General features: G+C 32.3%; 16 protein-coding genes. 9 read left to right on the plus strand and 7 right to left on the minus strand.

Annotated features, from left to right (window positions below; translation table 11 throughout):
- Positions 1-46: 46 nt before the first annotated feature.
- The 5 genes from N456_RS11760 to N456_RS11780 form a co-directional block, all read right to left on the minus strand.
- On the minus strand, positions 47-2,455 hold the full coding sequence (locus tag N456_RS11760) for a TonB-dependent receptor (protein ID WP_062057107.1): 2,409 nt from the start codon (positions 2,453-2,455) through the stop codon (positions 47-49).
- Positions 2,456-2,457: 2 nt separating this feature from the next.
- Positions 2,458-3,177 carry a DNA repair protein RecO gene (recO, locus tag N456_RS11765; RefSeq protein WP_062057109.1) on the minus strand — a complete coding sequence of 240 codons (720 nt, stop codon included), beginning with the start codon at positions 3,175-3,177 and terminating at the stop codon, positions 2,458-2,460.
- A 79-nt stretch (positions 3,178-3,256) separates the two neighbouring features.
- Positions 3,257-4,393, minus strand: a complete 1,137-nt coding sequence (locus N456_RS11770; protein ID WP_062057111.1) for a DUF5018 domain-containing protein — start codon at positions 4,391-4,393, stop codon at positions 3,257-3,259.
- A 195-nt stretch (positions 4,394-4,588) separates the two neighbouring features.
- Positions 4,589-5,932, minus strand: a complete 1,344-nt coding sequence (gene gdhA, locus N456_RS11775; RefSeq protein ID WP_062057113.1) for an NADP-specific glutamate dehydrogenase — start codon at positions 5,930-5,932, stop codon at positions 4,589-4,591.
- A gap of 102 nt (positions 5,933-6,034) precedes the next feature.
- Positions 6,035-7,174, minus strand: coding sequence for a cystathionine gamma-synthase (locus N456_RS11780; RefSeq protein ID WP_062057115.1), 1,140 nt, complete (start codon positions 7,172-7,174; stop codon positions 6,035-6,037).
- A 114-nt stretch (positions 7,175-7,288) separates the two neighbouring features.
- Between N456_RS11780 and N456_RS11785 the strand changes: the two genes are divergently transcribed.
- A complete protein-coding gene (locus N456_RS11785; protein ID WP_062057117.1) occupies positions 7,289-8,068 on the plus strand; it encodes a DUF3298 and DUF4163 domain-containing protein in 780 nt (259 codons plus the stop codon).
- On the opposite strand, the gene N456_RS11790 is transcribed toward N456_RS11785, so the two are convergent.
- On the minus strand, positions 8,065-8,520 hold the full coding sequence (locus N456_RS11790; RefSeq protein WP_062057119.1) for a DinB family protein: 456 nt from the start codon (positions 8,518-8,520) through the stop codon (positions 8,065-8,067). The two genes, N456_RS11785 and N456_RS11790, sit on opposite strands and share 4 nt — an antisense overlap.
- An 89-nt stretch (positions 8,521-8,609) precedes the next feature.
- Between N456_RS11790 and N456_RS11795 the strand changes: the two genes are divergently transcribed.
- A complete protein-coding gene (locus N456_RS11795) occupies positions 8,610-8,957 on the plus strand; it encodes an arsenate reductase family protein (protein ID WP_062057121.1) in 348 nt (115 codons plus the stop codon).
- 3 nt (positions 8,958-8,960) lie between these two features.
- On the plus strand, positions 8,961-9,854 hold the full coding sequence (locus N456_RS11800; RefSeq protein WP_062057123.1) for a DMT family transporter: 894 nt from the start codon (positions 8,961-8,963) through the stop codon (positions 9,852-9,854).
- Here N456_RS11800 and N456_RS11805 read toward each other — a convergent pair.
- The gene (locus N456_RS11805; RefSeq protein ID WP_062057525.1) at positions 9,846-10,322 is read right to left on the minus strand and encodes an acyl-CoA thioesterase; all 477 of its coding nucleotides are present in this window, start codon (positions 10,320-10,322) and stop codon (positions 9,846-9,848) included. The genes N456_RS11800 and N456_RS11805 overlap by 9 nt on opposite strands.
- A gap of 191 nt (positions 10,323-10,513) precedes the next feature.
- On the opposite strand from N456_RS11805, the gene N456_RS11810 reads away from it, so the two are divergent.
- The 6 genes from N456_RS11810 to N456_RS11835 all read left to right on the plus strand — a co-directional run bounded on the left by N456_RS11810 (position 10,514) and on the right by N456_RS11835 (position 23,813).
- Positions 10,514-11,515 (plus strand): bestrophin family protein, encoded by a 1,002-nt coding sequence (locus N456_RS11810; protein WP_062057125.1) that lies wholly within the window; start codon positions 10,514-10,516, stop codon positions 11,513-11,515.
- Complete coding sequence (locus N456_RS11815; RefSeq protein ID WP_062057127.1) at positions 11,515-12,480, plus strand: YheT family hydrolase; 966 nt, start codon at positions 11,515-11,517, stop codon at positions 12,478-12,480. The genes N456_RS11810 and N456_RS11815 overlap by 1 nt, the downstream gene beginning before the upstream one ends.
- Before the next feature lie 355 nt (positions 12,481-12,835).
- Positions 12,836-15,529 carry a M4 family metallopeptidase gene (locus N456_RS11820; RefSeq protein WP_062057130.1) on the plus strand — a complete coding sequence of 898 codons (2,694 nt, stop codon included), beginning with the start codon at positions 12,836-12,838 and terminating at the stop codon, positions 15,527-15,529.
- Positions 15,530-15,993: 464 nt separating this feature from the next.
- Positions 15,994-18,798 (plus strand): S8 family serine peptidase, encoded by a 2,805-nt coding sequence (locus N456_RS11825; protein WP_205410269.1) that lies wholly within the window; start codon positions 15,994-15,996, stop codon positions 18,796-18,798.
- Between the two features lie 1,116 nt (positions 18,799-19,914).
- Positions 19,915-22,956 carry a M14 family zinc carboxypeptidase gene (locus N456_RS11830; RefSeq protein WP_062057134.1) on the plus strand — a complete coding sequence of 1,014 codons (3,042 nt, stop codon included), beginning with the start codon at positions 19,915-19,917 and terminating at the stop codon, positions 22,954-22,956.
- Between the two features lie 248 nt (positions 22,957-23,204).
- A complete protein-coding gene (locus tag N456_RS11835; protein WP_062057136.1) occupies positions 23,205-23,813 on the plus strand; it encodes a hypothetical protein in 609 nt (202 codons plus the stop codon).
- Positions 23,814-23,893 lie beyond the last annotated feature (80 nt).

Consider the following 23,893-nt stretch of genomic DNA (forward strand, 5'->3'; position numbering starts at 1 on the left):
ATTTTTAAATTATCATACTCAGTCATTAAATAATACATAATTTCTATTATAATGTGTACTTTAGCGATACAATGAAGTTTCTTCCTGCTCCTGTAATACCAGAAGAGTATGATCTATATCTCTGATCTGTAATATTTTCTATAGATACTATTGCTTTTAAACTTTTAGCAAATTGATACTGTGTTCTTAGATTAAACGTATACCAAGATGGAGAGTATGGATTACCTTTTTTATCTGTTGCATATAAAAAACTCTTATTTTGCTCTGATGAAGAAAGATTCTCATAATCTAGTTTTCCATTATAAACAGCAAATGCATCTACAGTAAGTTTAGGCAATATATAGCTAACTTTTGTTGTTCCAAATTGCGGAGATACATGTCTTGATGGCTCTAGATTACCCTTATCATCTTCTTCTTTTCCTCCAACAAAAGTATATTGAGAATTTACCTTAAAATTTTTAGCGAATTTATACTGTAACCCTACTTCTAATCCATATATTTTAGCATTTGCGGCATTCTGAATTGCTTGTACATTACTTAATTCTCCTCCAAATTCAATTTCTGTCACACCATCTAAATTAAAATCTCTACGGATTAAAGCATCATTAAGATATGTATAATATGTCGATAGATCCAAAGATAGATTCGTATCTAAATTTAATTGCACCCCTAATTCTCCATTATAGGCATATTCAGATTTTATATCTGGATTAGGCACCACTACCGAACCTGGCTCAGAGTCAAAAATTTTACCTACATCATCAATATTAGGAGCTCTAAAAGCTGTAGAGAAGTTCAATTTCCACTGTATCATCGTATTAGGAAACCAACTTAATCCAGCTGTACCAGTAACTGACTCGGTATCAATATTTGCTTCTGTAAAAGGAAAATCAAAAAACTTGGTATCAAATGTTGAGTATAAAATAACTCTATTATATCGTAATCCTCCCTGAAATCTTAGTTTTTCATTTAGTTTACGCTTTAAACTCGTATATACAGCGATAGATTGCCAAGTAGATTCATTTGGATATCTAGATGGAGCATCCTCAATACTGTTAGTATCAATATTAAGCTCAGATCCATTAGAGTATACTTGATTTAACACATATTCTAACCCATAGTATAGAGTTGTTTTATCATTGAGTTTTTTTTCAAAATCCCAATTAAAAGAATATGCATCTACTTGTTCCTTAGTTTTTGACAAGATAGCACTTCCAAAACCTCTATCATTCCTACTCTCTTCAAAATACTGATATGCTGCTGTAATTTTCATTTCATCATATAATATACTTCTAGATTTTTGGGATACCTGAAAATTTCCCATTAACCAACGTTGTGGTCCATAAAACCATTCCGCAGATCTTAAGTTTCCTTTTTTTCTTCGTATCAAACGATCATAACGAGGATAATCAGAAGTTTCTGTATAAATAAGACTTACATTAAAATCCCAATTTCCATTAGGCTTAAAATATATTTTTTGTAATGCATTAATTTGGTTATACCCTGTAAAAACTTGTTTCTTGGGATCATCATTTTGTACTATAACATCTTCGCCATTAACGGTTCTTACATATTCATTTCTTAAATAATTATCGGGACCGTGACTTCCCATTTTTAAATCATCAAAATCTGTATAACTCACACTCGTTAAAAATGCCCATTTTTTTGATCCAAAATTAAAATCTATATGCCCTGTTTTCTCATTACTAGCACTAGCATATCTTACAAGAGCGTTACTATTGTACACATGTTTTTCCTTTTCACTTGATAATTTAGGTTGCACTGTATAAAAATTCATCACCCCTCCTATAGCATCACTACCATATACCACAGAACCTGGCCCTAAGATCACTTCGGTTCTATCTATAGTAAACGGATCTACTGATAGTACATTTTGAACATTACCTCCCCTAAAGATTGCTGTATTCATACGTACTCCATCTACAGTTAACAGCAATCGATTTGTAGAAAAACCTCTGATAATAGGACTACCTCCTCCTAGTTGGCTTTTCTGAACAAATACTTGTCCACTATTTTGTAGTAAATCCGCAGAAGTCTGAGGTGTAGACAATGCTATTTCATTAGAAGAAATACTCACAATTTTTTGAGTAATCTCCTTCTGTTCTTGCTTCCATTTAGAAACTGAGATAATAACTTCTGATAGCTGATTTTCATCTGGTTCTAAATACAAAAAATGTGATTTTATCACTTTAGATTTGAGTCTCTGCAACCCCATATGTGAAACATGGGCAAAGTATAACATCTCTGTATCAGAAAATGCAGAAATATCTACAACTCCATCAAAATCTGTTATCGCACTCCTAGACTTATCTTTGTTATGAACTGCTACATTAGGAATAGGCATATTACTTGATGCACTATATATCGTAATTTTTTGAGCATTACCAAATAATGGAAGTAATATGACTAGCAAAAAAAGAGTAAGCAATCGCATTTTTAATTAAAAATTTCGTGTAAAACAGATAGTGATTTTGGTTTCTTAAAACTGTACAAATGTAGCTCAAAATATACTAATAGCATAGTAAGAAGCTCACTTCGTATACCCTTAGATAGTTTAACACTCATACTATCCTCAAAAGTTGTTCCTAAAAATTTCTTAAAATAGGTTACCTGATCTCCTGATACACAATACATAGTACTACTGCTGAACTGAAAAACACCTTCTTCAAGATTAAAATATGCTCCTTCTATATGAGATACATCTGGATAGAAACCTAAATATTGAGTTAATTTAATTAAAAATGTAATATGAAAGTTACCTATAGTATTGTGTGTATCTAGCCATATCAAAGCAGTTTCGAGATACTCAAACAAATCGATATTCGCTTCTTCTTCTTGTATCGAATTTTTAAGTACTTCTGCTATAAAGAAGACTAACGAGTTTTTTATAAGATCAGTATGTAATGTAGTGTATACTGATTTAATCTTAGCATCTTTAATTCGCTCTAATGATCCCTTATTTTTATGAAATGCTTCTATTTCTAATAGCGTAAGTGGCTGAAATAATGATGCTCTAATTTTTCCTCGTTTAGATTTTAAAACACCTCTTATCAAATAAGATCTTAATCCACTAGTTTTTGTAAATAAAGAAACGATTAAGTCTGCTTCGCTGTAGCGTAAAGAATGGATTACTATTGCTGGTGAGTTGATCATCATAACTAAGCTAAAATAAATTAAAAAAAACCGTTTAAGAAGATTCTTAAACGGTTTTTGGAAGTAGTATTGTATATTTAAGTTATTGCTTACCCTCTAGTCTAAAATTGAAATGCCAAGGATGATCATACCAAACATCCCAATCCTCAAGAGAAGTCTTAAGTTTTTCTTTAGACGTTCCACTCCAGCCAGTAGCTCCACAAAGACCAGAATCAACATTATTATTACCAGATGTACCACTAGAGATACCTAGTTCCTCTCCTTTTACCAAATACCAAGTAAAATTATAACTTTCTCCTCCTTTAAGAAATACATTCGCAGAAGATAGATCAAAATCTATCCAACCTCCATTAAATGGGCCAGACACATTCTTCTTCAACGTTTTTTCAATAACACCATCTACATTTCTAATATCCAATCTTAATTCTAAATTTTTAGAATAAAGAGCTCCAGTTTGAGAACTTCTAAATGGATCCGTTAAGAAAAAACCAAATTTTATCGGATAAGTATCTTTCTTTACTTTTATAGTTTGACCAGTACCGACATTTCTGGGACCTATTTCAGGGTATTCAGGCACAACTCTATCATCACCGCCAAACCATTTCGAAGCATTTCTAATATCACATTGTACGGAAAAATCTTTATCCATCAATTGAAGATCAACTTTATATTCTTTACTTTCTCCATTTTCTGCTGTAACTGTAAATACAACTGGGTTTGTATAATCAGAAATCGTTTTTGGATCTGGGCTTATTGTTGCTTTGTCTGAAATTGTTATCATTGGAGTTAATGAAGTTAAAGAAATCTTCGGTAACACTCTTTTTTTAATTATTCCACTCTCTTGATCAATATCTACATTCGTTTCAAAAAAAGATGTTTTTATTTGAAAAGATGTTACCGCCTTTTCTGGGCTTAGCTCCCTTTTTATATCTATCACATAATTACTCTTCTCTCCATTCTCAGCAGTAACAGTAAAATTAATAGGGTCTTTAATAGAGCTAATAGTGCTTGGATCTGGCGTTATAGTGGCTTTGTCAGAAATAGTAATTGCTAATGCAACCTCCAAATCATTAACCGTATAAGGAACTACACCACTTACTTTCTTATCTTTAATTTTAAAATCTTTCGAAAAATCTCCGCTTGTTAGTTTAACTAATGTAATAAAATTATCATCACTTAAAATCACTTCTTCATCCTTATTACAAGAAGTTGTAATCATTAAAATCGAGAGTATACATACTTTCCCAAATGTAATCAGTTTTTTTTTTCATCTGTAAATTAATAGTTTAAATTGATTAGTATAGAACTGGGTAGGACTTTATATAAAAGTTGCGAATATATATATAATTTATAGATAAAGCCGTTTAGATGGTTATCTAAACGGCTTTATTTTTATTTTAAGGACGTCGTATACTTAGATCACTCCCTGTGCTAGCATTGCATCGGCTACTTTTACAAAACCTGCAATATTTGCTCCTTTTACATAATCTACATATCCATCATCATCCGTACCGTACTCAAGACATGCAGAGTGGATATCTTCCATGATTTGTTTTAATTTATCATCTACTTCCTCACGAGTCCAATTATATCGTAATGAGTTTTGCGTCATTTCTAATCCAGATGTCGCTACTCCTCCTGCATTCGATGCTTTACCTGGAGCAAAGAAAATTTTAGCTTTATGAAAAGCTGCAATAGCTTCTGGAGTACTTGGCATATTCGCTCCTTCACTAATACAAACACATCCATTAGCAATCAGTGTTGCTGCATCATCGCCATCTAGTTCATTCTGAGTTGCACATGGTAAGGCTATATCACATTTTACCTCCCAAGGCGTTTTTCCTTGGTGAAATTCTGCTGACGGATACTTAGTAGCATATTCGCTTATACGACCTCTTTTTATATTTTTAAGCTCCATTACAAAAGCTAGTTTCTCTGCATCAATTCCATCTGCATCATAAATATATCCTGATGAGTCAGAAAGTGTTACTATTTTTCCTCCTAATTGAGTCGCTTTTTCTGCTGCATATTGTGCAACATTTCCTGACCCAGAGATTGTCACGATCTTTCCATCAAAAGACTCTCCTTTGGTTTCTAACATATTTTTAGCAAAATACACCGTACCATACCCTGTTGCTTCTGGTCTGATTAATGATCCACCCCAAGTAAGCCCTTTTCCGGTCAGTACTCCTGTAAATTCATTACGCATCTTACGATACATACCAAATAAGAATCCTATTTCACGACCTCCTACTCCTATATCTCCCGCAGGAACATCTGTATCAGGACCAATATGTCTAAAAAGTTCGCTCATAAAACTATGACAAAAACGCATAATCTCATCATCAGATTTTCCTTTAGGGTCAAAATCAGATCCCCCTTTACCTCCTCCCATAGGAAGGGTAGTTAAACTATTCTTGAACACTTGCTCAAAGGCTAGGAATTTCAAAATACTTATATTTACAGAAGGATGAAAACGCAACCCTCCTTTGTAAGGTCCTATCGCAGAATTCATCTGGATACGATATCCTCTATTTACATGGATTTCTCCTTTATCATCTACCCAAGGTACTCGAAACATAATAGCCCTCTCAGGTTCAACCATTCGTAACAGAATATTTTTTCCGTTATAAATTTCATTTTTAGCTATGTATGGGATTACAGTTTCGGCAACTTCTTGTACTGCCTGTAAGAACTCAGGCTCGTGTGCGTTACGAGCTCTTACTTCTTCCATGAATGCATCTATCTTTGCTTGCATATGTTAATTGAATTAATAGATTCTTATCTATAGGTTGAAATATCATGTCAAATATATGATATTCCTAAAAAAACAAGTTTATTTTTTTAATTTAATAATACTCTAACCAATGGCTTGTTCTAAATCTGCTATTAAATCATCGATATCTTCTATCCCGACGCTTAACCTAATTAGTGAATCAACCACTCCTGTTTTTTCACGTTCTTCTTTTGGTATCGATGCATGTGTCATACTTGCAGGATGCCCTGCAAGGCTTTCTACTCCACCAAGAGATTCTGCCAAAGTGAAAATTTTAAGATTCTCTATAATCTGAATTGCTTTATCATAATCACTTCCTTTGGTAACAAAAGAAATCATACCTCCAAAACTATCCATTTGTTCTACAGCAACATGATGATTAGGGTGATCTTCAAAGCCTGGCCAATATACTTTTTCTATTTTAGGGTGATTTTTTAAATATTTCGCAATAGCTTCACCATTTTCACAATGCCGTTGCATACGTATATGCAACGTTTTAATCCCTCTTAACACCAAAAAACTATCTTGTGGTCCACAGACAGCTCCACTAGCATTTTGAATAAAATAAAGCTGCTCTGCTAATGTTTCATCTTTTACAACTAACGCCCCCATTACCACATCGCTATGTCCTCCTAGATACTTGGTAGCACTATGCATCACAATATCAGCACCAAGATCCAAAGGTCTTTGTAAATATGGAGTAGCAAAAGTATTATCTACAGCCAATAACAAGTTATGCTCTTTTGACACTGTAGCTATCGCTTTAATATCAACAATATTCATCATAGGGTTCGTTGGAGTTTCAACCCATATTAATTTAGTATTATCAGTTATATAATCGGCTACTTTATCAGCATTCTCCATACCGATAAAATGAAATTTAATCCCAAAACCTTCAAAAATCTTAGTAAATAAACGATAAGTACCTCCATACAAATCATTTGTAGAAATTACCTCATCCCCAGGTTTTAATAGTTTAATTACCGCATCTATCGCAGCAAGACCTGACCCAAAAGCTAATCCATATTTTCCGTTTTCTATACTAGCAAAAGAATCTTCTAATGCTTTTCTGGTTGGATTATGTGTTCTACTATATTCAAATCCTTTATGCCCTCCTGGAGTAGTCTGCGCGTATGTTGATGTTTGATATATCGGAGGCATTACAGCTCCATATGCCGGATCATGTTGCTGTCCTCCATGAATTGTTTTAGTGTTAAATTTCATCTATATATTAGTTTTTAACAAGAATAAATTAACTTGCTGATTTTATCATAAAAAAACAGAACAAATGTATGATTTAATTCATTCTAATCATATTTCATTGAATACCTTTAGTAGATGATTAACACAAAAACTAACATCAATCCAAAATTCATTTTTTTAGCTGTTATTTTGATAGGGATATATAGCTGTAGTAACAAAGAATTTTTCACTTTTGAAAAACAAGTCTTTACAGCAGATACTTTTTTGGATTGTAAAAGCACAAACTGTGCAACTATAGTAGTAAATTTAGTAAAGACTATCGAAAAAGATCAAACAACTACTAGGGTAAATAAAGAAATAGAGAATACTGCCATTGCTATTTTAAATAGCAATGATAATGCATCTAAATCAACTCTCAGAGAAGCTATTACTGAATTTAATACTTCATATCAAAATGACAGTAAAAAGTTTCCTGATGAAATCATTCCTTATGAAGTTACTATTGATTCTAAACTTACTTTTCAATCACATAGTCTAATTTCGGTTGTATTAGACTCTTATATATTTACTGGTGGTGCCCATGGAAACTCTAGCATTACTTATCTTAATATTGACCCCAAGAATGGAAAACAGATTTCTAATGCTTCACTATTCAAAAATTATGATGCGTTTAAAAGTTATGCTGAAAAAATATTTAGAATAAAAAATAAGATCTCAGAAAGTGAACCTATTAATAGTACTGGTTTCTTTTTTGAAAATGATGTTTTTAGCCTACCAACTACAATAGGTTTTTCTGATACAGAAGTTATACTCTATTATAATCATTACGAAATTAGCTCCTATGCAGAAGGAGGTATTGAATTAAAATTAAAAAAAGAAGACGTTGCCTCTTTTTTTAATTTTAAGATTCTCTAAATAGATTTTTTAAGTGCCAAAATATATCCTAGATGAATCCCTTCATGAAAATTATTAAAATTTAACGCGTCTTGTACTGATTTTAATACAAATCCAGTACTCGTCTCGTAGTCATTAAATGTTTTAAAAATTTTATTGTTTACATCTTTTTCTGTCTGATCTAATGTTGTAAACAAAAGCTCTTTTATTATTGAAACTTCTTCCGCAGTAGCCAGTTTCTCTGTCTTGGTCCCCTTTTTATATAAACCTACTAATTCGTCATCAATCATCATAGGCAATCCACTCATTTTATACACCAATAATTGCTGAGTCACAACGACATGAGCGATATTCCAAATCAGGTTATTCTTAAATCCTTCAGGCACTTTATTAAGTTGTTCTAAAGAATGGTTATCCAGTATCTTTTCTAATAATTTTCTATTAACACGAGTTATTGTTATAGGATCTTGCATAAGACTCTTAATTTTTAGCCAAAAATATGAGTTTTAATTGTGAAATGAATTTTCTTTGTGATGATTTTGACACTTAAAAATAGTCTGCTTTGAAAAAAATATATCACTTATCTACCTGCGATACATGTAAACGCATTATAACTGAATTAGCTCCATCTTCAGAATTCACCTTACAAGACATTAAAAGTGAATCAATTACCCTAGATCAAATTGAAGAAATGCATGCTCTATCAGGAAGCTACGAAGCTTTATTTAGCAAAAGAGCTAGATTATATAAAGAGCGTGATCTCAAAAACAAGAGCCTTTCTGAAAAAGAATATAAAGCATTAATTCTAGAACATTATACATTTCTGAAGCGCCCTGTTATTATAGTTGAAAACCAGATTTTTATTGGAAATGCTAAAAAAACAGTAGAAGCGGCTAAATCAGCAATATAATCAATGAGCAAAAGAACTTTAGCACTCATTGCAGCCAGTTTTGTAGCTTTATTTTACGGAGCTAATTATACAATTGCCAAAGACGTAATGCCTAATTATGTGCAACCCTTTGGGTTTATTGTTATTCGGGTTTTTGGAGCAGCTATACTCTTTTGGGCTATTAGTTTCTTGGGACCAAAAGAAAAAATAGACCGTAAAGATTATTCCAGAATTGTAGTTGCATCTTTATTTGGGGTAGGTATAAATATGCTAGCCTTTTTTGAAGGTTTAAACCTTACCACTCCTATTAATGCGTCTGTTTTAATGGTTACCACTCCTATCATAGTGTTGCTATTAGCGATAATTTTTCTAAAAGAAAAAATAAGAGTATTGAAAATAGTAGGAGTTTTAGTAGGTTTATCAGGAACACTACTCATTATTCTCTATGGTACAGGAGGAGCTAGTTCAGCATCAAATCCAAATTTAGGAAATTTTCTAGTGTTTGTCAATGCTACTTCCTACGCATGCTATATTATTATAGTAAAAAAAATCACTCAAAAATATCATCCATTTACTTTTATGAAATGGATGTATAGTATCGGATTTCTGTTTGTATTGCCTTTTGGATTTTCACAACTATTAGAAATGCAACCCGACATGATCCCGATTGAGGGATATCTAAAAATTGGATATGTTATCCTTTTTGCTACTTTTGGCACTTATATCCTTAACATTTTTGCAATTAGAGAACTAAAACCCACCACTGTAGCTGTTTTTATATATCTACAACCTTTACTAGCATCAATATTTGCTATAGGGTTAGGAAAAGACACATTAGATAGCATTAAAATTGCTGCAACAGTGCTCATTTTTATAGGAGTTTATTTAGTAACTAAAAAACCTAAAAAATCAATCTAAATCTACCGGAGTTTTTGCAAACTTTCTAGTATCTTTTTTAGTAAGAACTCTAAAATTTTCTGGATGCTCTATTGTATTTAAAAACTGATGCATTTCTTCGGGCAACGGAATTAGTTTTCGTGTCTCTAAATCTATCCAAGCTCCCATCACTTCACATCGTGCAAAATTTCGTCCTTTATGATCGTAATAATTATGTGTAAATTCAAAAAACATTCCATCTTCACTTAATCCAGAAATTTCGACAGATACGTTTACTGGATTACCATAAAAAACTTCTTTAAAATAATAAACATGCTCATAGAATACTACCGGACCAATATTAAGTTTAGCTAATGAACGTTGATCAAAGCCTTTTTCCATAAGAAAAGCCATTCTTGTATGCGCTCCATATTCTATATATGCCTTATTAGCTAAATGACGATTTGCATCAATATCGTTCCATCTAATTTCAAATTTTTTTAAATACATCACTTCTATTTTATGAATACCAAAAATACAAAACATTTGCTATGCACGCATAACAGAAGCACTTTAATAAAAGGTTTATATTTTTTAGTGAATAATCAACCATTTAATCCATACCTCCTCGTTTAGAAATTTTACGATCTATAAACTTTGAAAAGCTAATGAGTATTCATTATTTTTAACAAAAAAAATTTATGTATATTAAACGGAATATAGGTTGGGGGCTTATCCTGAGATATGTATGGAAAAATGTTATTTTCTTCACTCTATATTCTATAAGTATTTTTTCAATATATCATTTTTTAGAATGGAAATTTATAAGCATTCCTTTTCAGCCACTTTCTGTAATAGGTATAGCTGTTGCTTTTTATATTGGTTTTAAAAATAGCCAAAGTTATGATCGGTTTTGGGAAGCACGCAAAATCTGGGGTGGTATTATCAATTACTCTCGTACATGGGGAAACCAAGTACTATGCTTAGTGGAAGATGATAAAAAAACAAAACAAGTTCTTATATACAGGCACATTGCTTGGATTAATGCCTTAAGAATACAACTCAGACAACCCAACTCTTTTAGCCTAAAAGAAAATGCCACACTAGAAAAACTGTTTGAAAAGCATGGTGAACAAAAGCCACCATGCGATGCCACAAAACATTTCATTTCTGAAAAAGAATACACAGATCTTACTCAAAGAAAAAATCCTGCAACCCATATAATTAAAAATCAAGGATTACATCTTAAACAACTTCTAGAAGAAGGTAAAATCACTGAATTTGACAAACAATTATTTCATAATATATTAGAAGAGTTTTATAACCTTCAGGGCAAATGTGAACGTATCAAAAACACTCCTTTTCCAAGACAATATGCCTATTTTAGCACTCTTTTTACTTGGATATTTATTCTTTTACTCCCTTTTGGATTATTAAATATTTTTGAAAATGAATTAAACGAAATGAATCACGATATAAAACAATGGTTTATCCTTTTAATGGTACCGCTATCTGTATTAATCAGTTGGTTTTTTTCTACCATGGAAAAAATCGGAAGCAATAGTGAAGACCCTTTTGAAGGAAGAGCTAATGACGTACCTATGACAGCATTATGTAAAACCATAGAAATTGACCTCCGAGATATGCTAGATGAAACAAATTTACCCGAAAAAGAAAAACCAAAAGATAACATCTTATACTAATGCCAATAATAGAATCTCAGTACACCCCTTCTATGTTATTTAAAAATGGACATATATCTACTATTTACCCTAATTTATTGAGAACAATAAAAGGGATACATCAAAAAAGAGAACGTGTTGAATTGGATGATGGAGATTTTATTGATCTAGACTGGAGTTATACCTCCTCTCAAAACTCAAAAAAACTGGTAGTACTAATTCATGGACTTGAAGGCAATGGACAACGACAGTATATTCTTGGAGTAGCTAAATTATTAAACCATAATGACTGGGATTCTGTAGCAATTAATCTCAGAAATTGTAGTGGAGAAGTAAACCGCCTTTACCAATCATACAATGCAGGATCAAGTGAAGATTTAGATCAGATTATTACACATATTATTGCAAAATATAGCTATACAAATATAGCTATATGCGGATTTAGTTTAGGAGCTAATATCACATTAAAATATCTAGGTGAAGGTCGGGTAATACCATCAGAAATAAAGAGTGCAATGGCTGTTTCTGTACCTTGTGATCTTTATAATTCACTTACAGAAATAAATAAACCCCAAAATTATATCTATCAAAAACGATTCATTCGTCATCTAAAAAAGAAGTTATATGACCGACAAGTACAATTTCCTGATGCTATCACTATAGCTGATATCAAGAAATGTAAATCCCTTCTCGATATAGATAGTTTATATACTAGTAAAGCTCACGGTTATATAAACGCAATGGATTATTATTCTAAATGTAGCTCTAAACAATTTCTTAAAAACATACAGATCCCTACTCTTATACTTAATGCCAAAAATGACTCATTTCTAGGAAATCTTTGTTATCCAATTGATGATGCTAAAAAAAATAAAAATCTATTTCTAGAAATGCCTGATTATGGTGGACACGTAGGATTTTATCTCGCAGGAAAGGTATATTATAATGAATTAAGAGCTTTTGAGTTTTTTGAAAAACAACACTAATGTAACCCTAGTTATAACACCTAAAAACAAAGCATTACTTAAGATTCAATTAACAAAAACAAGTCTCCTTTATTTTTAAAATAAATTCCAATTACACTATCTTCTATTTACAGATAAAAGGCACTTTTTTTATAGAAAAACTAAAGTATTTAGGTAGTCTTTAGATGAAAAAACATTAAAAAATGTAAGATTTGACTTACATTACGTTGTATGAAAAAGAGTATATTTATAGCGAACTGTTATACAAAGGCATTTTTATTACTTTCATCGAAAAAAATTTTATTACTGATAATAATTTAAGATTTTTGAGTGTTTATTATGAATTTCATAATAAAATAACTCAAACTCAACAAAAATGAAAAATTTTAAAAGAAAGCCTATGCTAGCAATAGCATTAGGGCTCACTTTTTCTTGCTTAACTGCGCAAGAAAAACAAGAAAGCTTTAGTCAACCACCTACATTTATTGAAATAAATGACAATGAAGCAAAGCAACTCAAAAGTTCAAAAACTATTTTTAACAATTACCTTGGTTTAGATGAAAGTAATACTTACTTAAAAATAAAACAAGAAACTGATGAACTAGGATTAACTCATGATAAATATCGGCAAATTTACAAAGGTATTCCTGTAGAATTTGGTACTACAACAATTGATCTTAAAAATGGAAAAGCAAAATCATTACATGGCGAATATTACAATGTAACAAACCTAGACATAACACCAAAAATATCTCAAAACCAAGTATTACAAAAAGCGATTGCTTACGTAGGTGCTAAAGAATATTTCTGGGAAGATGTAGAAGCTGCTAAAACAGCAGATTATACTAAACCTACTGGAAAATTGGTGGTTCTACCAAATCTAGATTCTAAAAATAAGGACGGAGCAGTAACTAAATATCATTTAGCATACAAAATTGATATTTATGCAAAACAGCCTCTAAGCAGAGGTTATGTATTTATTGATGCCCATACAGGAGAACAGCTAGATTATCAAACAACTATATATCATACAGGAGAGCATAGTAATTCTTCTAAAAATCTAAAAATTATTCCATCAAGTAAAAGTGTTCTCGAGCATTTTGATGAAGATGTATTTGCAGACGGAAATGCTGCAACACGATATTCTGGAAATCGCACAATAACTACTCGTCAAATTAGTGGTTCTTATGTCTTAAGAGATAATACAAGAGGTGGAGGGGTCAATACATATAATAGTGGAAAACAGAGAAGTTACCCAACCACAAATTTTACAGATAGTGATAATAATTGGACCGCTACAGAATATAATAATGCTGCAAAAGATAATGCTGCATTAGATGCACATTGGGGATCTATACAAACCTACAACTATTGGAAAGATAAGCATAATAGGAATAGTTATGATGGAAACGGCGCTGCTATAAATAGCTGGGTACATTACGGTACAGATTATGATAATGCTTTTTGGTTAAATGGACGAATGACCTATGGGGATGGAACATCTAATGGTCAAGAAGGAAACGGAGTTTTTGATGCACTAACATCTATTGATGTAGCTGCTCACGAAATTGGTCATGCTGTAACAGAACATACTGCAAATTTAAGATACCAAAGAGAGTCAGGTGCTCTTAACGAAGGGTACTCTGATATTTGGGGAGCAGCTGTAGAGCATTTTGCTAAAGGAAATGGAAATGATTCTGCTCCTTCCGAAAACACATGGCTTATTGGTGATGAAATTGATAGACGTAATGGAAGCGTAGGATTACGTTCTATGAAAAATCCAAAAGATACTAAGGGTCCTGATACTTATAGAGGGACAAACTGGAAAGCAGCTACTGTAGGTGAGGGATGTCAGACTCCTATTAAAGAAACCAATGACTATTGTGGGGTACATACCAATAGTAGTGTATTAAATTTTTGGTTTTATCTAACAGTAGCAGGTAGTTCTGCTACCGATGGAGTAAATGATAATGGAGATACCTATAATGTAGCAGGTATTGGTATGGATAAAGCTGCAAAAATAGCATATCGTGCTGTAAATCTATATTTATCTGCGAATTCTACATTTGCTAACGCTCGAACAGCTACAATTAGAGCTGCTAAAGAACTATATACTGCAGGGGGAGCAGAAGAGAAAGGCGTAACAAATGCATGGCATGCTGTAGGAGTCGGAGCAGCTTTTTCTGGAGGAGGTAATCCAACGGATTATTGTGCTTCAAATGGTAAAAGTACATCTGATGAGTATATTAGTAAAGTTGCACTGGGAACCATCAGTAAAACATCTGCAGCAGGAAGCGGAGGATATAGTGATTTTACAGCAGAATCTACAAAGCTAACTAAAGGTAATTCCAATACCATTACTGTTACACCAAAATGGACTGGAACAACTTATGATGAAGGATATGCGGTATGGATCGATTATAATCAAGATGGTGATTTTGCAGATACCGGAGAATTAGTATGGAGTAAAGCTGCCTCTAAAACAACACCTATTAGCGGTAGTTTTACAGTACCTTCTAGTGCTAAAAATGGAAAAACAAGAATGCGTGTTTCTATGAAGTACAATGGTATTCCTACTTCTTGTGAATCTTTTAGCTATGGAGAAGTAGAGGACTATAGTGTTGATATTGATGAGACAAATGGCGGAGGAGATACTGATCCTTGTACTGGGGTAGCTCCTTATGATGGTAGTACAACATATCAGGTAGGTGATCGTGTAACGTATCGAGGTCAATTATATGAAAGAATAAGTGGTGATTGGAAAGTAATCGGATCTTGTGGAACTCCTGTAATAAGTTATAGTGCTACTTCATTAATGAACGATAATTTATTAACAGACAGTACTTCACTATTTAAGTTTTATCCTAATCCTGCAAAAGGTTTTATTATGATTCAAATAAATGGTCTTGCTGATGCAAACTATAGAATTATCAACCAAATCGGGCAAACCGTAAAAAATGGAAAAGCATCCCAAAACAAAGTAGAATTAAATGACTTACCATCAGGTTTATATTTTATTTCTGTTACATCAAACAATGAAACTTTAACAAAAAGATTCATCAAACAATAAAATAATTTATTCCAAAAATTCCCTGAAACAAAATAAATTGTTTCAGGGAATTTTTATTATATTATAACTCCTAAACCTCAATATCACAACTACGATATTAAAAACAAAACCCTTAATTCTCTCATATACAACATAAAGAGATCACAAGTACTATAACAATGATATCTATAATTACTTCTTAAAGCGTCCTTCAATTAGGTTTCATTTTAAAATTTTATACACATTTTTTTTAAAATATCAAAATTTTAAACAAAGTAAATTCGAAAGGTTTTTCTTGCAACAATGTTGCATTAATTTCATATTCTAGTTTTGTAAAGCGCTTTAACTTCACTTGATCGAAAAAAATTTTATTAGTGATAATAATTTAAGAATTTTAGATGTTTTCAATGAATTACATAAAAAAATAACACATTTATCAACTTAAACTCAACAAAATGAAAAAAATCAACAAAAGCCTAATTAACATGTCAGGCTTAAAAAAGTTAGAAAATTTAAGATGGAGTATCCTTCTTATGTATGTAATGGTTTTTATATCCGGAGGATTATTTGCACAAACTCCAGTACAAAGAACGCAAATTATGCAAGAAAGTAATCTTGTAAAATTAAATCAATTGCAAGAGACTTTAGAGAAAAAGATTAATTTTCAAAAAGAAACAGCCATGCAAGCTGCAAAAGAAAATGGTTGGGAAGTTATAATCGAAACTGCAAATGGAGGTTTTGGAGAACTTCAAAAACTAGGTCCAAATGGAGAGCCTATTTATTATGTACCTTATAATGTAAGTGCTGCCAAATCGACTAGAGCAGATCATCTTAACTCTGGAGGGTCCTTAGGCTTAAATTTAGATGGTCAGAATATGACTGTCCATGTATGGGATGGAGGTCCTACAAGACCCACTCATCAAGAGTTTGATGGTGCTGGTGGCAATAATAGAATTACTATTAGTGATGGGGTTACCACACTCGTAGGAAATAGTGCCCATGCACAACATGTAACAGGAACTATCGTAGCTTCTGGAGCGCAGGCCAATGCAAAAGGTATGGCACCACAAGCAAAGGCTAAAACATACGAGTGGAATAATGACAAAACAGAAGCAACTAGTGCTGCTGCCAATGGGATGTTACTATCTAATCACTCCTATGGTTATGGTGCTAGCAGAATCCCTGATCAATATTTTGGTGCCTATATTGATGAATCAAGAGATTGGGATCAGATTATGCATAATGCTCCTTTCTATTTAATGGTTGTGGCTGCTGGTAATGATGGTAGAGATAACTCTTCTAATGGAGCTCCCTTAAATGGAAACTCTGCATATGATAAATTATCCGGGCATGGTACTTCTAAAAATAACTTGGTTGTGGCTAACGCGCAAGATGCCAACATCAATACGGATGGTAGCCTAATAAATGTTACCATAAATAGCGGAAGTAGTGAAGGACCAACTGATGATTTAAGAATCAAACCAGATATTACGGGTAATGGAACTCAGGTATATTCTAGTGTTACACAGAGTGATAGTGCATATGAAAGCTATACAGGAACATCTATGGCATCACCTAACGTAACTGGTACACTATTACTATTACAACAACATTATAATAATAAAGAAGGGAATTTCATGAAAGCTGCTACCTTAAAAGGTTTAGCGCTTCATACTGCCGATGATATTGGTCCTTCTGGTCCTGATGCTGTGCATGGATGGGGATTATTAAACGCAAAAGTTGCTGCAAAAGCAATAAGCGATAAAGGTAGTAGCTCTAAAGTTGAAGAATTAAACTTAACTAATGGTCAATCATATACTATAACTGTAGAATCTGATGGCAGCAGTCCATTATTAGCTTCTATCTCTTGGACTGACTTACCAGGTGCAATAGTTTCTGCGACAAATTCTAGTACTCCTGTATTAGTAAATGATTTAGATATTAGAGTATCCAAAGGCTCTACCACATACACTCCTTATAAATTAACAAGTATTACTACTAGTGCTAATGGAGACAATACCGTAGATCCTTATGAAAGAATTGATATAGCTAATGCATCAGGAACATATACCATCACGGTTACAAATAAAGGGTCATTAAGTGGAGGTAGTCAAAATTTTTCTCTTATCGTTACTGGATTAAAAGAAACGTCTACAGTATGTACTGCTACCATACCTAAAGAAGTTACAGCTGCTACCATAGGAACAACAACTGCTACAATTAACTGGACTGCTATCCCTTCTGCAACATATGATGTAAGGTATCGCCAAACAGGAGCTTCTTCGTGGAAAACTGAAACCGCAAGCGCATCTTCTAAAGCACTTTCTGGACTTACAAAATCAACATCTTATGAAGTGCAGGTAAGAAGTAAATGTGCTAATGGTACTACTTCTGAGTATAGTGCTTCTACAACTTTTACTACAAAAGGCGATCAATTAGCCTATTGCGCTTCTAACGGTAAGAATTCATCAGACGAATACATCAGTAAAGTTGTCTTAGGAACAATTAACAAAACATCTGCAGCAGGAAATAAAGGATACAGTGATTTTACATCAGAATCTACAAAGCTATCTAAAGGTAGTTCTAGCACTATTACTATTACACCAAAATGGACTGGAACAATTTATAATGAAGCCTACGCTGTATGGATCGATTATAACCAAGATGGTGATTTTGCAGATACCGGAGAATTAGTATGGAGTATAGCTGCTTCCAAAACAACTCCTGTTAGCGGTAGTTTTACACCTCCTTCTAGTGCTAAAAATGGAAATACAAGAATGCGTGTTTCTATGAAATATAATGGTATTCCAACCTCTTGTGAATCTTTTAATTTTGGTGAAGTAGAAGATTATAGTGTTATTATTAGTGAGGCAAATGGTGGAGGAGATACTAATGTTTGTGCTGGTGTAGCTGCATATGACAATTCCAAAACATACCAACCAGGTGATCGTGTAACTTCTCGAGGATACCTTTATGAAAAAACGAGTACTGGCTGGAAACTTATCGGACCTTGTAACTCGTCCTTCAATAAAATTTCACAATCATCTCTAAGTTTAACAGATAATTCGTTATTTAAATTATATCCTAATCCTGCAAAAGATTATCTTATGATTCAAATGAATGCTTTTAATGATTCTAGCTTTAGAATTATTAATCAAGTTGGGCAAACCGTAAGAGAAGGAAAAACTTCTGAGAATAAAATAGAATTAAAAGACTTACCGTCTGGATTCTACTTTATTTCAGTTACATCTGGTAATAAATCTCTAACAAAAAGATTTATTAAACAGTAACATCATAACAATTCAAAAAAAAAGCTCTGGAACAAATAGTTTCAGAGCTTTTTCTTTTGTATGAATTGAAGCGTTCTTAATTACTTATAAAATAAACTATTCTAAGTATTATTTTATAAGTAATTCATTTTTAAGATTTATTAGTGAAAAATATTTTTTATAATAAATCTTAAAAAAAAGTTAACAACAAAGTGTGATTTGTTAAATTAAACCTTTATATTTGATTTTATTAACGTCTTCACACAATCAATTAATTTGGCTTATCATCCGTACTATTATTTAGTACTGTTTTGCTACTCTACTGTTTTTATCTATTAATTTTGTTAAAAAATAAAATTAAAGAGATAGTAATCATATTAGGCAGTATAAATTTTATACTAGCTGGTTAGTAATTATATAATAGGAAATCGTCGGGTTCACCTATCTTATATTGATATATGAGTCCGGATGTGTTGGGGGACACAATTGAGTGTATAATTACTAAATCCTTTCCTTATAGCAATATGGGAAAGGATTTTTTTTGTAGAATTACGAATCATCATATAGTAATTCTATAAAAAAGACAATAAATAATCCCTCTAAATATCACTTTCTTCAAAACACTTATATAGCTTAAAGTGATTCATTTACAATGATTTTTCTTATTTTTATAGTAACTAAACTCAAACAAAACTCAATTAAAATGACAAAACATAACAAAAATGCCATTGCTATTTTGGCATTGAGCTTAATTGCACAGAAAAAAAAGAAATCTCCAAAGAATATTAAAACCTAGTTATTCTTTTATTTCGGAAGAGGTAAACTTTAAATTCCTTCAGACATATTTTCAGGATCACCTTTATCAATAGTAAAGGTAATCCTTAATTTGGATATTATTAATCTTCATAAAAAATTAATGATACTTTTCTACACCCTATAAGTACACTATTAGGATAGTGTCTATACCTTCTAATCAACAACCTCGGAGCAAGCTCACTAGGTATGCTTCCGAAAAAAATATTTTAATATCGAGGCAAGCCGGGGAAATAAACCCTCAATGAGGGATTAAACTTATCATTTTTCACTTATAATCATGTAGAAAATAAATACTATTACTTAACTCTTAAAACACAAATCATGAAAAAAAATGGAATTACTAAAAAATCGCACATCATTTGGACATGTGTTATTTTTTTATTGTGCAACATTTGCACAATACAGGCACAAGAAAAATATTACAGGGTTGTTTTTGATATTAATAAAGAACAACTAAAATCTTTGTATGAAAAAGGTCTTGATGTAGATCATTATCATTATAAAGACGGTAAAGTTACTGCTGAAATTTCTGCTACAGATCTTAAATTACTCAAAAAAAATAATATAAAGTGCAACATAAAAATTCGAAATCTGGCTAAACGCAATCCTAGAATAAATAAAAGAATTGACAGACGTAATGTTCGTAAAAATAATAAGATTAATGCTGCTGTAGTACCCTCTCCTAGCAATTTTTCTTTAGGTAGTATGGCAGGATTTCATACTAATGAAGAAGCCATTGCTGCTTTAGATAAAATGCGACAACTCTACCCTCAACTTATCACTACCAAGTCTTCAATAGGAACTACTGTAGAAGGGAGATCTATTTATATGGTAAAAATAAGTGATAATGCAGATACAGATGAAAATGAAGATGAGATTCTTTTTACATCCATACACCATGCTAGAGAACCCATAGGGCTCTCTCAAAATATTTTTTATATGTGGTACCTGCTAGAAAATTATAATTCTAATTCAGAAATCAAAACATTAGTGGATAATACTGAATTATACTTTATTCCTATTATAAATCCTGACGGATATGTGCATAATCAAAAAACGAATCCTAATGGATCTGGATATTGGAGAAAAAACAGACGTAATAATGGTAATGGTACATATGGCGTTGACCTAAATCGTAATTATGGTTATCAATGGGCAGCACCAGGGGGGTCTTCATCAGATTCTAGTCAGGATAGTTATCATGGCCCTAGTAAATTCTCTGAACCTGAGACAAAAGCAATGAGAGATTTTGTAAATAAACACAAATTCATTGCTGCTCTTAATTATCATTCTTTTAGTGATCTTTTGATTCACCCTTGGGGATATAAAGCTAATACATTTACCCCAGATCAAAGTACATTTGTAAAAATGTGTAAATATATGACCGAAGAAAATTCTTACACATATGGAACTCCTAATCAAACCGTTAATTATACTGCCGGAGGAAATTCTGATGATTGGATGTATGATACTACACAAAACTCTAAGCCTAAAATTTTTGCAATGACTCCCGAAGTAGGGTCCAGTAATGATGGAGGGTTCTGGCCACCCTCTAGCAAGATAATCCCATTATGTAATGAGGTAACTCCTTTTAATATAAAAATTATGCGAATGGCTGCCAAGTATGCAAAAGTAACTCCTACTAACGCAAATCAAACTATCACAACTACAACTGGCAATATTGGATATTCTATCAAACGTTTTAGTGTTAAACAAGCGAGCTGGAAAGTTAGCCTATCTTCTAATTCTACGTATATAACTAGTATAGGGCAGCCAAAAGAATACAACAATATAACTTTTTTAGAAAGTGAAAATGGTAGTATTGATTTTCAATTAAAAACGACGACTCCTAAAGGAACTGAAATCCCTATAATCATCACCATCAATAATGGTTCATGGGCATATACTACCAATGTTACAGTTACCTATAATGGCGATTCTACTACTTGTACAGCAAGTGTTCCTACTGGAGGTAAAGTTACAAACCTAACAAATACTACAGCTACTATTAGCTGGAATGCTATTGCTAATACAAAGTATGATTTACGATATCGTAAAAAAGGAACTGCTACATGGACAACATTAGCAGTAGATGAAACTTCTAAGGTTATTTCTGGTTTAATAGCTTCTACAGCTTATGACGTTCAGGTAAGAAGTAAATGTGCAGATGGCACTATTTCTGAATACAGTACAGTTATTAGTTTTACTACTAATAATAGTGGTGGTACTTACTGCGATTCTAATGGTCAAAAGACAACAGATGAGTATATTAGTAAAGTGACCTTAGGAACTATTAGTAAAATATCTACAGCAGGAACTGGAGGGTATAGTGATTTTACAACCGAATCTACTAATCTATCTACAGGAAGTTCTAATACAATTACTATTACACCAAAATGGACAGGAACGACTTATAATGAGGGGTATGCTGTATGGATTGATTATAATCAAGATAATGATTTTGCAGATTCGGGAGAATTGGTGTGGAGTAAAGCGGCTTCTAAAACAACGCCTGTGAGTGGTAGTTTTACAGTACCTTCTGGTGCTAAATCCGGAAAAACAAGAATGCGTGTTTCTATGAAATATAATGGTATTCCTACTGCTTGCGAGTCTTTTGAATATGGAGAGGTAGAAGATTATAGTGTTGTTATTGGTGGTGGAAATGGAGGAGATACTCAGTCACCTTCTGTCCCAACAGGAGTATCAGCTTCTAATATTACACCAACAACATTAACAGTATCATGGATAGCAGCTACAGATAATGTAGGAGTAACTGAATATGATGTATATCGAGGCACTACCAAGATTACTTCTGTAACAAGAACTACAGCGAATGTTACTGGATTAACAGCCAATACAACATATCAGTTTAGTGTTAGAGCTAAAGATGCTGCAGGGAATGTATCTGATGCTAGCGCCATTTTAAGTGCTACGACTACAGGAAGTTCTGACCCTTGTGCCGGTGTAGCTCCTTATAATGGTTCTACGACATATCAACCAGGAGATCGTGTAACGTATCGAGGTAGATTATATGAAAAAACAAATACTAGTTGGAAACAGATTGGAACGTGTAGCTTTTTTGCAAGAAGTGCTTCTAGTACCGATACTTTAGTAGATGATAATTCATTATTCGAATTTTATCCTAATCCTGTCGCTGGAGAGTATGTAAATATTACTGTAAATAATAACTTATGGAAAATAGGTAGCATGTTAATTATAGATGTTAAAGGAAATATAATACAAGAGATTAAACTTAAGAATAAAGAAACTCAGATAAATACATCGAAGTTCCCTACAGGCACATACTTCTTGACGCTTTTTAATGGATCAAAAAGTTATGCAAAACAGATGATTATCAAATAAATAGTCCTTAGAAAATAGTATAAGCATAGTTGATACGTATTTACTTATGACTATGCTTATATTTTTTTACATGCTTAAATGTTTCATTAAAAAAGTGTATCTATATCAATAAAAAATGTAACTTAGATGTACTACTTCATAAACAATAATTTCCCTATATTTTATTGATTAATAATAAAAATAGAACTATTTATTTCTCATATATACTATTAAACCTATTAAATTAAATCTAAAAAAAACGGAAACCAATGATTACACCTCCTATAGAGAAATTATTAACAGTAATGAATCAAAAAGGATATAGAGTTTATAATACTCCATCCATAGACTGGAACATCAATATTGTGGGAATACGAAATAAAAATCTCATTCCAGACAAGTTCGATGACACTTTAATCGTTTTTAACAACTTCCTAGATCATTGGCATATTTCTTATTACCCCATTACCACAGATCCTAGCGTATTTTACTTAAAAAATCCTGTAAATTCTAAAGGGACTGCTATTTTATTAGAGGGTCAATATAAGGGAGTCTATAAAATTGATAAACATAATAATCGATATCATGCACTTTGCCAAAGACTAGCAGATGTTTCGGTATATAGAGATAATGACAAAAATGGTAGTTTAAAACTCAATACTGATACTATAGAAACTGGACGATTTGGTATCAATATACACAAAGGCCCTAAAAATGGGAACTGGGGAACAGACAACAATGCTGCTTACTCTGCAGGATGTCAGGTATTTGCTGACTCCAGACATTTTAATGAATTCATGAATAAATGTCGGAATGGCGAAAAATCATTTGGGAATAAATTTACCTATACTTTACTAAATGAAAAGGATTTTGATTAATCTATTAATTTCTTTTTATTTAAACTCGACTTTATCAACATTTTAGTCATAATATGATTGCTATAGAAGAAAGGAAACAA

Source organism: Aquimarina longa SW024, assembly GCF_001401755.1.
GTDB lineage: Bacteria > Bacteroidota > Bacteroidia > Flavobacteriales > Flavobacteriaceae > Aquimarina > Aquimarina longa.

Excerpts from the sequence above, each read along its gene's own strand:
- N456_RS11760 (WP_062057107.1), bottom strand. The coding sequence starts at position 2,455 with ATGCGATTGCTTACTCTTTTTTTGCTAGTCATATTACTTCCATTATTT.
- recO (WP_062057109.1), bottom strand. The coding sequence starts at position 3,177 with ATGATGATCAACTCACCAGCAATAGTAATCCATTCTTTACGCTACAGC.
- N456_RS11770 (WP_062057111.1), bottom strand. The coding sequence starts at position 4,393 with ATGATTACAACTTCTTGTAATAAGGATGAAGAAGTGATTTTAAGTGAT.
- gdhA (WP_062057113.1), bottom strand. The coding sequence starts at position 5,932 with ATGCAAGCAAAGATAGATGCATTCATGGAAGAAGTAAGAGCTCGTAAC.
- N456_RS11780 (WP_062057115.1), bottom strand. The coding sequence starts at position 7,174 with ATGAAATTTAACACTAAAACAATTCATGGAGGACAGCAACATGATCCG.
- N456_RS11785 (WP_062057117.1), top strand. The coding sequence starts at position 7,289 with ATGATTAACACAAAAACTAACATCAATCCAAAATTCATTTTTTTAGCT.
- N456_RS11790 (WP_062057119.1), bottom strand. The coding sequence starts at position 8,520 with ATGCAAGATCCTATAACAATAACTCGTGTTAATAGAAAATTATTAGAA.
- N456_RS11800 (WP_062057123.1), top strand. The coding sequence starts at position 8,961 with ATGAGCAAAAGAACTTTAGCACTCATTGCAGCCAGTTTTGTAGCTTTA.
- N456_RS11805 (WP_062057525.1), bottom strand. The coding sequence starts at position 10,322 with ATGTATTTAAAAAAATTTGAAATTAGATGGAACGATATTGATGCAAAT.
- N456_RS11810 (WP_062057125.1), top strand. The coding sequence starts at position 10,514 with ATGTATATTAAACGGAATATAGGTTGGGGGCTTATCCTGAGATATGTA.
- N456_RS11815 (WP_062057127.1), top strand. The coding sequence starts at position 11,515 with ATGCCAATAATAGAATCTCAGTACACCCCTTCTATGTTATTTAAAAAT.
- N456_RS11820 (WP_062057130.1), top strand. The coding sequence starts at position 12,836 with ATGAAAAATTTTAAAAGAAAGCCTATGCTAGCAATAGCATTAGGGCTC.
- N456_RS11825 (WP_205410269.1), top strand. The coding sequence starts at position 15,994 with ATGTCAGGCTTAAAAAAGTTAGAAAATTTAAGATGGAGTATCCTTCTT.
- N456_RS11830 (WP_062057134.1), top strand. The coding sequence starts at position 19,915 with ATGAAAAAAAATGGAATTACTAAAAAATCGCACATCATTTGGACATGT.
- N456_RS11835 (WP_062057136.1), top strand. The coding sequence starts at position 23,205 with ATGATTACACCTCCTATAGAGAAATTATTAACAGTAATGAATCAAAAA.